The organism is Paractinoplanes aksuensis, from assembly GCF_024137025.1.
Classification (GTDB): domain Bacteria; phylum Actinomycetota; class Actinomycetes; order Mycobacteriales; family Micromonosporaceae; genus Actinoplanes; species Actinoplanes aksuensis.
Map to the genome: position 1 here is coordinate 199,627 of NZ_JAMYJR010000021.1, position 15,329 is coordinate 214,955.

Genomic DNA, 15,329 nt, shown 5'->3' on the forward strand with positions numbered 1-15,329 from the left:
AATCCGGCGGAACCGCAAGCATGCAGGTCCAGTGCCTGAAACCAGGGTTTACCGGCGCCCGCAGCGGAAAGGTTCTCTGATTAGATGCACCCCACGGAACCCACTAAGGCGTACCCCCAGCCCTTCGCACCTGTGACCGAGATGTCTGCCGAACTCTGGAACTCCGCCGCCAGCGTCCTCGAGACCAACTGGTCGGGCGACCACATGGTCCCTTCCCGTCGTCTCTACCCCCACCAATGGAGCTGGGACACCGCCTTCATCGCGGTCGGGCTGGCCTACGTCAACCCGGGCCGGGCCTGGCGTGACCTGCGCAGCCTGTTCGAGGCCCAGTGGCCCGACGGGCGGGTGCCGCACATCGTCTTCGACCCGGCCCTGGCCGAGGCCGACTACTTCCCGGGGCCGGCTTTCTGGGGCGTTCCGGCGTACGGGGTCCGGCCCGCCCACGGCAGCACCGGCATCGTCCAGCCACCACTGCACGCCGTCGCCGCCTGGAAGGTGTACCGCCGCGCGGCCGCCCACGGCGCGGCGTGTGTGCAGGAGGCCCGGGCCGAGCTCGAGTGGCTGTACCCGCGCCTGGTCGCCCAGCAGAACTACCTGACCACCCGCCGCGACCTGGGCGGGGCCGGGCTGGCCGCCATCGTGCACCCGTGGGAGTCCGGTCTCGACAACAGTCCGGCCTGGGACGCGGCGCTGGCCAACGTGCCGGCCGACCTCGAGCTGCTCACCACGTACCGCCGGCGCGACCTCGACGTGGCTGACGCGGCGCACCGCCCGACCGACCGCGACTACGCCCGGTACGTCGGCCTGGTCCTGAGCTATCGCGCCGAGAGCTACTCGGACACCGATCTGCTGTCCCGCCACGACTTCGCGGTCGAGTGCCCCTCGTTCAACGCCATCCTGGGCGCGGCCGAGCTGGCCCTGGCCCAGATCGCCGGGGTCATCGGGCGTACGGCCGAAGCCGCCGTCCACCGCGAGCGGGGCCGGCGGATCAGCGACGCGATCGTGGCCCGTCTGTGGAATCCGCGGACGCGTACCTTCCACGCCCGCGACGTGCGCACCGGCACGCTCAGCCCGGCCCACTGCGTGAGCGGGCTGATGCCGCTGCTGCTGCCCGACCTACCGGCCGAGCAGGTCGAGGGCGTCGTGGCCGAGGCGAAGTCGCCGCGCTTCGGGTTCCCGGCGCCGAGCTACGACCGCACGGCCGGCGACTTCGACACCCTGCGGTACTGGCGGGGCCCGACCTGGATCAACGTGAACTGGCTGCTGCGCCGGGGCCTGCTCGTGCACGGCCGGCGCGACGAGGCCGAGGAGTTGCGCGCGGCGATGGTGCGACTCGTGCACCAGCACGGCCACTTCGAGTACTTCCACCCGCGTACGGGTGAGGGCCTGGGCGCGCCCACCTTCAGCTGGACCGCCGCCCTGGCCCTCGACCTGCTGGCCGACCGGTCGGTGCCGGCCTACGCCCGAGCGGCCTAACTGAGCTGGCTAAAGCTCGTCACCACCGAGCGCAGCACCCCACCGGTGTGCATCTTCTTGAAGGCCTCCTCGACCCCGCCCAGCGGAATCTCTTCCGTCACGAACGCGTCCAGGTCGAGGCGGCCCTGCAGGTAGAGCTCGGTCAGCATCGGGAAGTCACGGGTCGGCAGGCAGTCGCCGTACCAGCTCGACTTGAGCGCGCCGCCGCGGCCGAAGATCTCGAGCAGGGGCAGCTCGATCTTCATGTCGGGCGTCGGCACGCCGACCAGCACGACCGTGCCGGCCAGGTCGCGGGCATAGAAGGCCTGCTCGTACGTCTCGGGCCGGCCCACCGCCTCGACCACCACGTCGGCGCCGAAGCCGCCGGTGAGCTCCTTGACCTTCTCGACCACGTCGACACCGCGGGCGTTCACCGTGTGGGTGGCGCCGAACTTGCGGGCCCACTCGAGCTTCTGGTCGTCGGTGTCGATCGCGATGATCGTGGTCGCCCCGGCCAGGGCCGCGCCCACCACCGCGCCGTCGCCGACACCGCCGCAGCCGATCACCGCGACCGAGTCGCCCCGGGTCACGCCGCCGGTGTTGATCGACGCGCCGATGCCCGCCATCACGCCACAGCCGAGCAGGCCGACGGCGGCCGCGCGCGCCCGGGGGTCGACCTTTGTGCACTGTCCGGCGTGGACCAGCGTCTTTTCGACGAAGGCGCCGATGCCGAGGGCCGGGGACAGCTCGGTGCCGTCCTCCAGCGTCATCTTCTGGGTCGCGTTGTGGGTGGCGAAGCAGTACCAGGGCTTGCCCTTCTTGCAGGCCCGGCAGACGCCGCAGACGGCCCGCCAGTTCAGCACCACGAAGTCGCCGGGCGCGACGTCGGTGACCCCGGCCCCGACCGACTCGACGATGCCGGCCGCCTCGTGGCCGAGCAGGAACGGGAAGTCGTCGTTGATGCCGCCCTCGCGGTAGTGCAGGTCGGTGTGGCAGACCCCGCACGCCTGGATCGCGACCACGGCCTCACCGGGCCCCGGGTCGGGCACCACGATGGTCGTGAGCTCGACGGGGGCACCCTTGCTGCGGGCGATGACGCCCTGAACTCGCTGACTCATCAGCTCAGCCTAGATGCTGATCGAGCAATGTTTCGGCGAGCTTGTCGAGCTGTTCGACCTGGGCCGGGGAGAGCCGGTCGAAGACCAGTTGCTGCACCGCCTCGACGTGACCGGGGGCCGATTCCTTGATTTTGGTGAAGCCGTCCTCGGTCAGCACGGCGATCTGGACCCGGCCGTCCTGCGGGTCGCGCTCGCGATGGACCCAGCCCTGGCCCTCGAGGCGGGCGATGACATGCGAGAGGCGGGACAACGACGCGCTCACCATCTTGGCCAGCTTGCTCATGGCCAGTCGACGGTCGGGCTGCTCGCTGAGGCGCACGAGCACCACGTAGCCCATGTGGGTCAGACCGGCGTCCCGCTGGAGCTGGGCCTCGAGCGCCGCCGGGACCCTGATCAGCACCTCGACGAAGCGTCGCCAGGTCTGCTGCTGCTCGTCGGTCAACCAGCGGGGCTGCTGTTCCATGGAGGAAGGTTAGTGGCGCGACCGGCCCAGGTCACGATCCGGGTCAAGGTTGCCCCGGACGGGTGCCGAACCGATCGACGGCCGACGTTGTCCCTAGTACGCTGCGCTGGAACTTCCACCGGGGCACACCAGAACGGCACGACGCCGGCGCCGGTTCGGCTGGGGGGCCACGGCCGGCGCCGGCGTCGTGCTAACTCGTCGCGAGCCTCAGTTGGGCGGCTCGTCCTTGCCCTCTTCCTCGAGCCGGTCGGCCTCTTCCTTCGTCTTGTGCACCGCGCCGTCGGCGTGCTCGGCCGGGCCGTAGACGGTGTAGAGGACCAGCGGGTTGGGGCCGGTGTTGATGAAGTTGTGCTTGCGGCCGGCCGGGACGACGACCAGATCGCCCTGAGCGACGTTGCGCTCCTGTCCCGACACGATGGCCTTGGCCGTCCCGCTGACAAAGGTGAGGATCTGGTCCACCTCGTGGACCTCCTCACCGATCTCGCCGTCCGGCGGAATCGTCATGATCACGAGCTGGGTGTGCTTCCCGGTCCAGAGCACGCGGCGGAAATCCGGGCTCTGCTCGGCGACGGTGGCGATCGTGTAGTGCTCCATGCCCGTCGTATACCCCGCTCAGGGCGTACGCAACCGGCCTTCGACGACCGGGGCCGGGCGCCCGATCAGATAGCCCTGGACGTAGTCGACGCCCAGCTCACGCAGCAGCCGCAGGGTCGGCTCGTCCTGCACGAACTCGGCCACGGTGTGGATCCCGTACGCCTGGCACACCTGCACCAGCGCCCGCACCAGCACCTGGTCCTGCGGGTTGGCGACCAGGTCGACCACGTACTCGCCATCGATCTTGACCAGGTCGATCGGGAAGATCCGCAGGTAGCGGAAGGACGCGTACCCGGACCCGAAGTCGTCCAGGGCCAGCTCGCAGCCGAGCTCACGGACCCGGTCGGCGAACCGGCGGGCCTCGCTCAGGTTGCCGATCAGGGCGGTCTCGGTGATCTCGAAGGTGAGCTGCTCGGGCTTCACCTCGTAGCGCTCGATGAGCCGGGTGACCTCGTCGGTCAGCCGCGGGTCGCCGACCGAGCGGCCCGAGAGGTTGATCTGCAGGCAGGTGCCGGGCTGGTCGGCGGCGAGCTGCATGGCCCGCTCGACCACCCACAGGTCGATGTCGAAGACCGCGTCGAGGCGCTCGGCGATGTCGAGCACCTGGATCGGCGACTGCGGGCCGTCGGCCTCGTCGAGCACCCGCAGCAGCAGCTCGTGCCGGGTCACCTCGTTGCTCTGCAGCTCGAGGATGGGCTGGGCATAGAGGGTGAAGCGGTCGGTGTCGAGGGCGTCGGCGACCCGGCTGCGGTACGAGCCCTGGCGGTCGCGGGCCGGCACCGGGTGCGGGACCAGGGTCAGCGGCGCCCCGCCCTCACGCGACTGGCGCCAGGCGTGCTCGGCGTCGATCAGCAGCTCGTGGCTGCCGGCGTCGCCGTCGGGGGTGAACCGCACCAGCCCGCCCCAGGCCTGGGCCCGCAGCCAGGTGTCGGGCAGCACGAAGGTCTGCGCCCGCAACGCCTCGACCAGCAGTTCGGCCTCGCGCCGGGCCATCGGCCAGCTGGTGCCGGGCAGCAGCACGCCGATCTCGTTGGGCCCGACCCGGCCCAGCAGCGCGCCCCGCTGCATCACGCCCTCGACCACGCGGGCGGCCCGGTGCAACAGGTCGGCGTTGCGTTCGGGGCGGGCCTGGTCACCGTCCGGGCCGGACGGCGTGGGCTGGACGCGGATGACCAGCACGGCGCCGCCACCCCGGCGCAGTGCGCGGTCGATCTCGTCGGCGAAGCGGGCCCGGGTCCGCAGGCCGGTCGCCGGGTCGGGCTCGACCAGCGACGCCCGCACGGTCTCGCCCCGGCGGACCAGCCGGTCGCTCTCGCGGCGGGCCCGTTCGCGCACCGAGACATCGGTCACTGTGCCGCGGATCCCGCGGACCGTGCCGTCGGGGCTCTTGATCGGGTCGAGCCGGCAGTCCACGTCGAACCAGCCGCCGTCGGTCCGCAGCAGCCGGATCGTCGTGCGCACCTGGGCCCGGGTGGTCCACGCCTTGGTGATCGCCGAGAGGGCCTCGGCGTGGTCGTCGCGGTGCACATGACGTACGAGAATCTTGCGGCTGACCTCGTGCCGGGCCGGCGGATCGCCCAGCATGGCGCGCAGCGCGGCCGACCAGACCATGCGGTCGCCGGTGGCCGTCCAGGAGAACCAGGCCGCTCGATCCTCGGCCGGCTGACGCGGCGACGGCACGCGTTGCCATTCCTCAGGTGCCGCCATGCGGCCGCCACCTCCCCCCAGAGTGTCCCCACGCCCCTGAACTATTACGACCGGTCACGGGGCCGAGATAACAGTGGATGACCGCTCCAATGTTTTGCCAAGCATCTCAACAAAACCGGGAGCAGCACCTTCTCGCCCGATCAGAGTAGGGAATCACCTGATCGGTTGACCACTGCGCTGCGTAGTTTCGCCCACGGAATGTCCCCTTTTCCATGACGGACAGTCACTGCTAGTGCCGGACGCGGAACCTTGTGCGATTGCTACCCGCCCAGCCCCCCGGTCATGCACGCAACGCACTCGCGAGGATGCGTCGCGTGACTTGATCCGATCGGGGCTGGATATGGTGGCAATTGGACATACGCCGAGCGAGGACGAGGCATGGGCATCATTCGGGACATGCAGCGGGTGCACGCCACTCAGGCGTTCGCCGACCAGCGGGCCAACACGGCGGCCGCGCAGCAACGCGACCTGATCCGGCGCAACGCCGATCATGCGATCGCCGCCGCGCAGATGGCCGCGGGCGACGCCGACCGTGAACGCGAGCACCAGCGGCTCTACGTCGAGGCCAAGACGGCCGACACCGCCGCCGCCAACGCCGAGATCCGGGCCCGGCTCAGCGATCTCGACGGACTGCTGCTGTCCACGCTCGACGTCGACGACCACATCGACCTGCAGTTGTTCAAGAAGCCGGTCGAGGTGCCGCCGTTCGATCCGGGTCCGCTGGGCCGGCCGCTGCCCGAACCCCGGTGGGACAGCTATGTGCCGCCGCAGCCGCGTGGTGTCGGCAAGATCCTGGGTGGCGACCGGCTGCGCCAGCAGCAAGAGGCGAGCGCTCAGCGCGCCTTCGACGACGCGCGGGCCCGGTGGACCGAGGCCGAGCAGCGGCGCCGCCGGCAGTTGGTGGTGCGGCAACGGGCGTACGACGAAAGCCTGCGCAAGTACGAGGCCAGGATCACGGCCTACAACGCCGAGGTCGACCGCTTCGCCGCCGCCGTGGCCGGCGCCGATCCGTCGTCGGTGGTCGAGTACTTCGCGATGGTGCTCGGCAACTCGGTCTACCCCGACGACTTCCCGCAGCACTTCCGCCTGGCCTACCTGCCGAAACAGCGCCACCTGCTGATCGAGTACCACCTGCCCCCGATCGAGGTGGTGCCCCAGATCAAGGAGTACCGCTACGACCGCTTCCGCGACGACGTGACCGCCGTCCCGCGCGACGAGTCCGAGGTGCGGCGGCGCTACGTCGAGGTGATCGCCCGGCTGACCCTGCGCACCGTCCACGAGGTGATCGAGGCCGACCGGGGCGGCCTGGTCCGGCAGGTGTCGTTCAACGGGATCGTCGACACGATCGACCGGCGCACCGGCCGGTTCGTGCGACCCACGCTGGTCTCGGTGCAGACCGACCGCGAGACGTTCGCCGCCATCAAGCTGCGCCGGGTCGACCCGGTGGCCTGCGTGAAGCACCTCGAGGGCGCGCTGTCGCCGGCCCCCGACGAGCTGGCCGCGGTCCCGGCGAAGATCGACTTCGACCGGGACGCCGACCGGGACTTCACCGAGGAGTTCAACGTGCTGGCCGAGATCGACGAGCGGCCCAACCTGGTGACGCTGACCGAGCCGGCCTGGGAGCAGCAACTGGCCGACCTGTTCGGGGTGATGGGGCTCGAGATGGGCAGCGCCACCCGCACCGACCTCGGCGCCCGCTGGCAGGCCGCCGACCCGCGTCCGGTCTTCGGCGGCCAGGTGGTGATCTTCGCGGTGCGCGGTCCGGCCTCGGGCTCGGCCGCGGTGCACGCGCTGGCCGGCGCGGTCACGGCGGCCGGGGCGACCAAGGGCATCCTGGTCTCGCTGGGCGGCATCGACTCCGAGGCCTACGACGCGGTGGCCGGGCGCCCGCTCGAGCTGATCGACGGGCCGGCCCTGGTAACCCTGCTCTCGAACTACTGCCGGGTGAAGGCCCGCATCGAACGCGCTTAGAAGATCGCGCGGACCAGCCCGGCCAGCACGTCGCGGTCGGCCGGGTCGCCCGGCTGGTACTCGGTGATGCCGAGGCCGGCCAGCGGGAAACGGTCGGTGAGGGCGCGGACGGCCTCGGCCAGCCGCTCCGGGCGTACGCCGTCGGGCTCGGGGAAACCCAGCGAGCTGAACCAGGCCGGATCGAGCACGTCCAGGTCGATGTGGATGTAGACGGCGCGGGCTCCGGCCGCGGCCACCACCGAGGGCAGCGACGCGAGGTCGGCGATCTCGATGTCGTGGTCCGAGATGAACTCTTTCTCGGCCGTGTCCAGCGCCCGGACGCCGGCCAGCACCACCTGGGCCGGGCGCAGCGTGCGCCGGGGCGTCAGTTCGGGCGGGCCCTCGCCGAGCAGCGTGCGCAGCACCATGCCGTGGAACGCGCCGGACGGCGACGACTCGGGCGTGTTGAGGTCGCCGTGGGCGTCGAACCAGACCACGACCAGCCCGTCGCCGTGCCGTTCGAGCGCGGCCTCGATCGGGGCCAGCTCGACGCCGCAGTCGCCGCCGACGGTCACCATCGGCGGGTCGGTCACGGCCGCGCGCACGGCGGCCAGGTTCTCGGCCAGCGAGTCGGTCACCGGGACCCGTACGCGGTGGTCGGCCGGGATCAGCGAGGCCAGCACGGCCGCCCCGTCGACCAGGCGACGCGCCTCGGGCGAGCCCGAGCCCTGCCACTGACCCACCTCGAGCACCGTGCGGCGCGGGGGCGGGGTGATGCCGAGCTCGGCGATGCGCTGCCAGACCGGGCTCATCGCCGCCTCCGGCTCGCGGGCGTAGATGCTGCCCCGGATGCGGACGAAGACGCAGTTGCCGACCCGTTCCAGCACCGCCTGGCGGCGCATGTCGCTCTCCCACTGCTCCGGGCCGTGATAGCTGTCGCCGTCGCACTCGATGGCGAGCCGGCGGCCGTCCGGGGCGTTGAGCACGAAGTCGATCCGGTAGGCGCCGATCCGGAACTGCGGGATCGGCCGGAAACCGCGGGCCAGCAGGCGTTTCAGCACGTCCCGCTCGAAGTCGCTCTCGCAGCGGCCGGCCAGGTCGGCCGCCTCCTCGGCCGGGGCCAGGTTCAGCGCGTACGTGAGCAGCAGCCCCCGCGCGTCGTCGGCCGGCATCGATCCGGGCCGCACCGAGTGGAAGATCCACAGCTGGTCCCGGGCCCGCGAGGCGGCGACGTTGACCCGTCGGTGGTACTCGCGTTTGGTGAACGCGGCCACCCGCGGGTCGTTGTCCGAGACCACCATGGACACCAGCACGATGTCGCGTTCGTCACCCTGGAACGTGTACGCGTCGCCGACCCGCAACCGGCGGGCCTGGATCTCGTCCTCGCCGATCTCTTCGCGCAGCTGGTGCAACAGGTAGCCGGCCTGACCGCTGGTGCTCAGCATCGAGATCACGCCGAGCGTGCGGCCGTCGTAGCGCGGGTCGCGCACGATGTCGGCGACCTGCCGGACGAGCGCGTCGGCCTCGGCCACGTTGACGTCCCCGAAGCCGGCGAGCGGCTGCCGCACGCCGTCGGGCAGGAACACCGTACGGATCGGGGCGAAGGCCGGGCGGTCGGCGCGCAACGGCATGATCTTGCCGTCGTAGTAGTGCCGCGACGAGAACTCGATGATCTGCGGCACGCAGCGGAAGTGCTCGGTGAGCAGGATCCGTTCGGGCGACCGGCGCACCGCGTGGTCGTAGAGCGAAGACTCGGGGTCGAAGTGCTCGGCCGACGGCACGTCGTCGAGGTGACTGTGGATCAGGCCCGTGACCGCGCCGACGAAGCCGAGCTGGGGACCGATCTGCTGGTCGTCGCCGACCACCACGGCCCGCTCGGCCAGCGACAGCACGGGCAGCGCGAACAGGTCGGCCTGGGACGCCTCGTCCACGATCACCACGTCGAAGCGGGCGCCGCCGGCGAACTGCTCGATGGCCCGGTCGACCGACATGACCCAGACCGGCACGGCCTCGACGGCCGATTCCATCGCGCGCTGCGCGTGGGCCTGCCAGGCGGCCGCCGTACGCCCGGTGCCTTTGCCGATCTTGCGGAGCGCGGTGGTCCAGTCGGCCAGCGCGGCCCGCCGCCGGTCGTCCAGGCTGCGCGACACCTCGAGCCAGGCCGAGGCCACCACCAGTTCGGCCGTCAGCCGGCGGATCTTCTCGCGGGCCGACTCGACGCGGTGGGCCAGCACGGCGGGGTCGACGCGGCCGATCACGTCGTCGAACCAGGTCTGCGCGCGCCGCCACTGCCACGCGGCCAGGCAGGCCGCACCGCTGACCGGGGGCACGCGGCCCGCCTCGATCTGGGCGGCCCACTCCGGGGCTTTTCGAGTCAGCCGATCTCTCAGCTCGATGAATCGCTCGGCCCCCGGACGAAGATCTTCCAGACGATTGACCTCGGCGATCTCCTCGTCCCAGCCGTCGAGGGTCGCCCACGCCTTGGCCAGGTGCGGCCAGGGCTCCAAGGCTTTGGCGACGGCCCTCTCTTGTTCGCGCAGATTGTCCATTTTGTAGACCACGGATGCGGCGTCGAGCAGCTCGGCCACCTGCGCCAGCCGCGCCGGCTCAAGGTCGAGTTCGTGCTGGGGTACGAGGTGGGAGAGCCGCTCGGCCAGGGCCGGCCAGTGCCGTACGTCCCAGTCGAGCGACTGCCCGGCGTCGGCCAGCAGCGTCCCGGCCCAGATCTCGGGGTCGCCCCAGCCGCTCGCGGGGGCCGCGATGTCGAGCCGCTGCCGCCACTCCGACCAGTGCCCGCCGAGCCGCTGCCGGGCCTGACCGCGCCGGACCCAGGCCGCCGCGACGTCGACGTCCTCGGCGCTGCGCAGCGGCTCACCGTCGACCCGCACGTCCTCGGCCAGCCGGAACAGGGCGGCCTGGAGCAGCCGGCTCAGACCCCGGCCGCCCGCGAACCGCTGCCGGATCTCGGCCAGCTGGCTGAGCAGCCGTTTCGGTTCGGCGGCGTACGAGTCGGGGACGCTCACCTGATGCCCGGCGAGCGTGCGGGTCAACGTGGCCAGCTCGGCCAGCAGCGCCTCGGTCGCGGCCACGTGGTCAGTCCACACCGCACGCCAGTGCGGGTCGGTGAGCAGCCGGCCCAGCCGGTCGGTCCAGGTCCCCTCGCGGCGGCGCAGCCAGGCCAGCGCGTCATGCAGGTCGTCGCGGACGGCGGCCACGTTCTCGTCCCGGACTCTTTCGACGGCCAGACCACGCGCGGCGAGGTCGGCCACCTGCGCCGCCATAGCGTCGCGGTCCGCGCGACGCTGGGCGGCCTCGGCCGCCGCCGGCAGGTCGCCGGTGGCCGGCAGCGGGCGGAGCGCGGCCGCGCGGTCCTGCGGCCAGATCCGGACGGCCAGGTCGAGCAGCGCCGCGAACTCGGCCCCGTCCAGCGGCGGCGGGCCGTCGACCGGGTCGGGGATGCCCGAGTCGTGGTCGGCCCGCTCGCGCAGCCAGGCGCCCACCTCGACCGGCGTCATCGGCGCACCGTCGAGCTGGTAGGTGACGGCCTCGTTCTCGGCGATCGCCCGCAGGCCGCCCAGGGCCACGGCCAGCTCACGCTCGGCCTCCTCGAGCAGCCCGGTGAGACGCTCGACGCGGCGGGCCTCGGCCGCTTTGTCGAGGGTGGCGGCCCGGTCGGACAGCTCCCGGGCGGCCAGCTGCAACTGGACCAGCTGGTCGGTGGTGCGGCCGAGCACGGCCAGGCACAGCGAGCGGATCTCCTCGGGCAGGCCGTCGCGGAGCACCCGCAGTGGGTCCTCCTTCTGCGCGACGACCAGCACCCGCTTGCCGTTCGCCATCAGATGGCAGATCAGGTTGCGGATCGTGTGGGTCTTGCCCGTGCCCGGCGGCCCCTGGACGGCCACGTTGCGGTGCAGGGCCAGGCGGCGGGCGATCGACTCCTGCGCCTCGTTGGTGGGCAGGGGCATGAGCAGGCGCTCGCCGACCCGCTGCCAGCGGTCCTCGTCGTCGCCGGGCATCCGCAACTTGCTGGGCTCGTGGGCGACGATCGCGGCCAGGGCGCCGACGGCCGCGGTGTCACCGGTGAGCAGGCGGTCGCGCAGGTTCTCGAGGAAGCCCCGCAGCAGGCGCTGCTTCGGCCTGACAAAAAGGACACCGGCATCGCGTACGTGGGGAAGGGTCGTCTCTTCGTCGGTGATCAACCGGTCGTGGCCGAGGCGGCCCAGCGCGCGCTCGAACAGCTCACGGCGTTCCAGGTCGCTCCACAGGTCGACCTCGAGCGTGCCGGCCGGACCGGCCAGCGCGACCAGCTGGGTGAGATAACGGTCGTCGAGCCCCGACAGGGCATCGGTCTGCAGGCGGGACGGCCCGGCGGGCGAGACGGTGATCAGCGAGCGGTCGGGCTCGTACTCGATCAGCACCGGGGTCGCGACCAGCGGATAGTGGACACGCTCGCCGTTGACCGTGGTCTGCAGCAGGCCGTGACCCCAGACCAGCTCGGTGGTGGCGGCGGTCATGTCGAGCTGGTGCATCAGGTCGAACAGCTTGCGGTGCAGCGCGCGGGTCTTCTCGGCCTCGGCGGTGGCGTACGCCCAGGGCCGCCACACCTCGTCCCGCCAGGCCGCGAACTGCTCGTCCTCGTCCCCGTCGGGCTCGGCGGCGGCCGAGACCTCGCCGCGCAGGCGGCGGCGCAGCTCGGACGGCACGGCGACCGGGCCCGGCAGATCGGGCAGGCCGACGCGCAACCAGGACGGGTCGTCGGTCGTCGTCAGGCCCAGGCTGCAGGCCGGGTGGCCGGGCAGCGCGTCGAGGGGGATGGCGTCGGCCGGGACGGTCCGGGCGGGGCGTTCCATCTGGGCCCGCACGGCGAGCAGATAGTCGGCGACGGCGACGGACCTGTCCCGGATCGTCGTGGGCGACTCCAGCTGCTCGGCCATCCTCCGAAGTCTAGAACGCCCGGTCTCGTCCCCGGCCCCGGTCTTGACGCGCGCGCCGAACATGGAAAGCAGCAGGACAGCTATGGTGACGCGGCTGATCTTCAACAGGGAGCGGAGCAACGTGAGCGACAAGGCACCGGACGAGAACCGCCCGGAACCCTCCGACCCCACGCCGGCCGATCCGACGGCCGCGCAGCCGCCGGCCGACCCGACCGCGCCGCCGCCCGCCCACCCCGTCCCGAACGACCCGCCGCCGCCCGGCTTCACTCAGATGCCGCCCGGCCAGGATCCTTGGCAGGCGGCGGCCGACCCGCAGCAGCAGCCACCGCCGCCGGGCTACGACCCGACGGCCTACGGCGCGCCCGGTTACGGCACCCCTGGTTACGGCCCTGGCTACGCCGCCCCCGGTTACGGCCCTCCCGGCTATGACCCGGCGGGCTATCAGCTTCCTTACGGCTACTACGCCGGCCCGGCCGACCCGCTGGTCAGCGCCGACTTCGGCGGCTGGTGGCAGCGCAGCTTCGCCCTGCTGGGCGCCGTCTGGCGCCCGATGGTCCAGGTCCAGCTGGTATGGGCGATCCCCCTGGTCGCCGTGGGCATCCTGACCGCCATTTACGGCCCCGACCGCACAGTCGACTTCACCTCGACCAACCCGCCCGAGTTCGACGACCTCTTCGGCCCGCTGCTCGTGGTGCTCCCGTTCGCGCTGATCGCCGTGGTGCTCACCCTGGTCGCCCAGCTGGCCACCCTCGACGTGCTGGTGCAGCGGGCCACCGGCCAGCCCGTCTCGGTCGGCCGCGCCCTGCTCACCGGTCTGCGCCGCTTCTTCCCGATGCTCGGCTGGCAGATCCTGGCCGGCCTGGTCACCATCGTCGGCCTGCTGCTGTGCATCCTGCCCGGCGTCTACGTGCTGATCGTCTTCCTGATCCTGCCCGTGATCGTCCTGGTCGAACGGGGCCAGGGCATCAGCCGCGCCTTCCAGCTGGTCCACGCCGACTTCGGCCCGGCCGCCGCCCGCCTGGCTGTGATCGTCGGCATGCACATCGCCTTCGTCATCGCCGAGGGCATCTTCAGCGCCGTCCTGAACCCCACCACCGCTGCGGGGCCCGGCGTGACCGTGGCGACGGCCGTCCTCTCCACCGCATTCTCGGTCGCCACCGGCGTGGTGATGAGCCCTCTGCTACTGACCGCCTACGCCGACATGCGCGCCCGCCGCGAGCCCTTCTCGACGGCCTACCTCATCCCCCACCCCGGCACCAACTGACATCAGAGTTCTTCGGGGTCGCGGCCCACAGCAGAGCGGCCGCCGTCGATCGGGACCACGGCGCCGTTGATGAAGGAAGCGCGGTCGGACAGCAGAAAGGCCGCCGCCTCGGCCACCTCGTCGGGGCGGCCCATCCGGCCCAACGGCTGCAGCAGACGGATCTCGTGCTCGAACGCCTCACGGCCGGCCGGGTCGAGGGCGGCCAGGTGGGTGTCCGAGCGGTCGGTGGTGATCGAACCGAGAGCGAGAGCATTCACCCGTACGCCCTGGGGTCCGTGGTCGACCGCGAGCGCCCGGGTCAGCCCCTCGACCGCGGCTTTGGCCGTCGCGTAGGCGAAAGCACCCCGTACGGGCCGTTGGGCCTGATGGGAAGAGATGTTGACGATCGAACCGCGGGTGCCGGCCGCGAGGAAGGCGCGGATCGCGGCTCGACATCCGGTGATCACGGGGTCGACGTTGCGGGCGATGAGCGCGCTCGCCTCGCGGGCCGGCAGCTCGGGCAGTGAACCCGCCGGGAACACCGCGGCGTTGTTGACCCAGCCCCGCAGCTCTCCGGCCGCCTCGACGGCCCGCGCGGCGACCTGCTCGTCCGCGGCGTCGCCGACCACCGGCACGATCCGGACGTCATCAGCGGCCCACTCGAGGGTGGCCGCGTCGAACTCGACCACGACGACCCGGTCGGTCTCCCCGGACAGCAGCCGCTCGACGATCGCCCGTCCGACGCCACGGCCGCCGCCGGTGACGACGATGCTCATCGACCGAGGGCGTGCCGGATCTCGGCCATCTCGTCGTCGACGCGGGCTGAATGCTTGTTGCTTCCTCGGTCCATGGGACGCGAGTTTCCCGGGTGCACCGGCATGAAACGTGGCGCGCCTCCCCCCGTACGAGGGGAGGCGCGGGTCTTGATTTTCGGTGAGGTCAGGGGAACTGCATGCGGCGCGGGCGCGGAATCACCGGTGGGGGCAGCGGCAGGTCGTCGAGGTGGCTCCAGTTGAGCGAGCCGTTGTCGGTGGACTTGATCTCACCGAGGCAGGCCCGCAGCAGCCCGAGGTTGGGGGTTCCGGCGAAGCCGGCGATGACCACCTCGGGCTTCGGGTCGATCTGGGCGATCGCGGCGCAGATCTTGGCGACCTCGCGTTCGTCGACCGAGTCGAGCGGCAACGGGGACTCGGCCTGCGACCGGCGCCAGGGCGGGCCGAAGCGGCGCAGCAGTTCCCGGGCGAGCCGGCCGAACGAGCGCCCGACGGGTGCGTCGAGCATCGAGTCGCGGGCCGACTGCCCGTAGCACCAGGGCACCACGACGTGGCCGTTGATCACGACCAGCTGGTAGACCGACTTCGGAACAGAGATGATCTCGGCACCGGGGAGCGTGCCCAGGAAGAGCACGAGTTCCTCGTAGGGAAGCGGCCATCGCGGATTCGCGATCACGCGTTCCGTGGTCTGTGTCATCGCGGGGTGCGCATGGATCTCGCGCTCGATCGCGGTGCTCAGCGCCTCGGGCACCCGGGTCCACAGCTCGCCGGCAACCTTGTCGCCGAACTGCTCGACCACCCACTCACTCGGACCGACCAGAACGTCTGGGCGCATTCCTTACCACCACCGTCCGTGTCGCTGGCGTTACTGCTGGCTAGAAGAGTTCCACTTCCAGTGATCGACTGGAAGGGTCCACTTTCCTAGATCCCAAAAACGCCCGTGAATGAAATCCAGCGAGACGATCAAATCGTTGCTACGACGATGGAGCAGCCGCTCGGGACCATGCGAAACATGCAACTTGCACGGCGAACCGCACGTGCAAGTTGCATGCCGGCTTCGCTATTCACCCCGTGCGATCAGTAAATCACTCA

General features: G+C 71.5%; 10 protein-coding genes. 3 read left to right on the forward strand and 7 right to left on the reverse strand.

The genetic code is table 11. The features are described 5' to 3' along the window. The first annotated feature begins 141 nt into the window (after window positions 1–141). Window positions 142–1,476 carry an MGH1-like glycoside hydrolase domain-containing protein gene (locus tag M1L60_RS20070; RefSeq protein ID WP_253238979.1) on the forward strand — a complete coding sequence of 445 codons (1,335 nt, stop codon included), beginning with the start codon at window positions 142–144 and terminating at the stop codon, window positions 1,474–1,476. Here the strand turns inward: M1L60_RS20070 and M1L60_RS20075 are convergent. From M1L60_RS20075 to M1L60_RS20090, 4 genes are all read right to left on the reverse strand, one after another. Beyond that, window positions 1,473–2,573, reverse strand: coding sequence for an S-(hydroxymethyl)mycothiol dehydrogenase (locus M1L60_RS20075; protein WP_253238980.1), 1,101 nt, complete (start codon window positions 2,571–2,573; stop codon window positions 1,473–1,475). The two genes, M1L60_RS20070 and M1L60_RS20075, sit on opposite strands and share 4 nt — an antisense overlap. 4 nt (window positions 2,574–2,577) lie before the next feature. Continuing rightward, a complete protein-coding gene (locus M1L60_RS20080; RefSeq protein ID WP_253238981.1) occupies window positions 2,578–3,036 on the reverse strand; it encodes a MarR family winged helix-turn-helix transcriptional regulator in 459 nt (152 codons plus the stop codon). Between the two features lie 207 nt (window positions 3,037–3,243). Continuing rightward, entirely contained in the window at window positions 3,244–3,630 is a 387-nt protein-coding gene (locus M1L60_RS20085; protein ID WP_253238982.1) for a cupin domain-containing protein, read from the reverse strand. Window positions 3,631–3,648: 18 nt separating this feature from the next. After that, complete coding sequence (locus M1L60_RS20090) at window positions 3,649–5,337, reverse strand: EAL domain-containing protein (RefSeq protein ID WP_253238983.1); 1,689 nt, start codon at window positions 5,335–5,337, stop codon at window positions 3,649–3,651. 378 nt (window positions 5,338–5,715) lie between these two features. Between M1L60_RS20090 and M1L60_RS20095 the strand changes: the two genes are divergently transcribed. Next, the gene (locus tag M1L60_RS20095) at window positions 5,716–7,308 is read left to right on the forward strand and encodes a restriction endonuclease (protein WP_253238984.1); all 1,593 of its coding nucleotides are present in this window, start codon (window positions 5,716–5,718) and stop codon (window positions 7,306–7,308) included. Here the strand turns inward: M1L60_RS20095 and M1L60_RS20100 are convergent. After that, window positions 7,305–12,221, reverse strand: coding sequence for an arginase family protein (locus M1L60_RS20100; RefSeq protein ID WP_253238985.1), 4,917 nt, complete (start codon window positions 12,219–12,221; stop codon window positions 7,305–7,307). The two genes, M1L60_RS20095 and M1L60_RS20100, sit on opposite strands and share 4 nt — an antisense overlap. Before the next feature lie 121 nt (window positions 12,222–12,342). Here M1L60_RS20100 and M1L60_RS20105 point away from each other — a divergent pair, with 121 nt between their 5' ends. Then, window positions 12,343–13,485: a hypothetical protein gene (locus tag M1L60_RS20105; RefSeq protein ID WP_253239089.1), complete on the forward strand. Its 1,143-nt coding sequence runs from the start codon at window positions 12,343–12,345 to the stop codon at window positions 13,483–13,485. A 2-nt stretch (window positions 13,486–13,487) separates the two neighbouring features. Here M1L60_RS20105 and M1L60_RS20110 read toward each other — a convergent pair whose 3' ends face one another. Together M1L60_RS20110 and M1L60_RS20115 are read right to left on the reverse strand one after the other, a co-directional pair. Continuing rightward, a complete protein-coding gene (locus M1L60_RS20110; protein WP_253238986.1) occupies window positions 13,488–14,240 on the reverse strand; it encodes an SDR family NAD(P)-dependent oxidoreductase in 753 nt (250 codons plus the stop codon). A gap of 163 nt (window positions 14,241–14,403) precedes the next feature. Beyond that, window positions 14,404–15,072 (reverse strand): hypothetical protein, encoded by a 669-nt coding sequence (locus M1L60_RS20115; protein WP_253238987.1) that lies wholly within the window; start codon window positions 15,070–15,072, stop codon window positions 14,404–14,406. Between the last annotated feature and the right edge of the window lie 257 nt (window positions 15,073–15,329).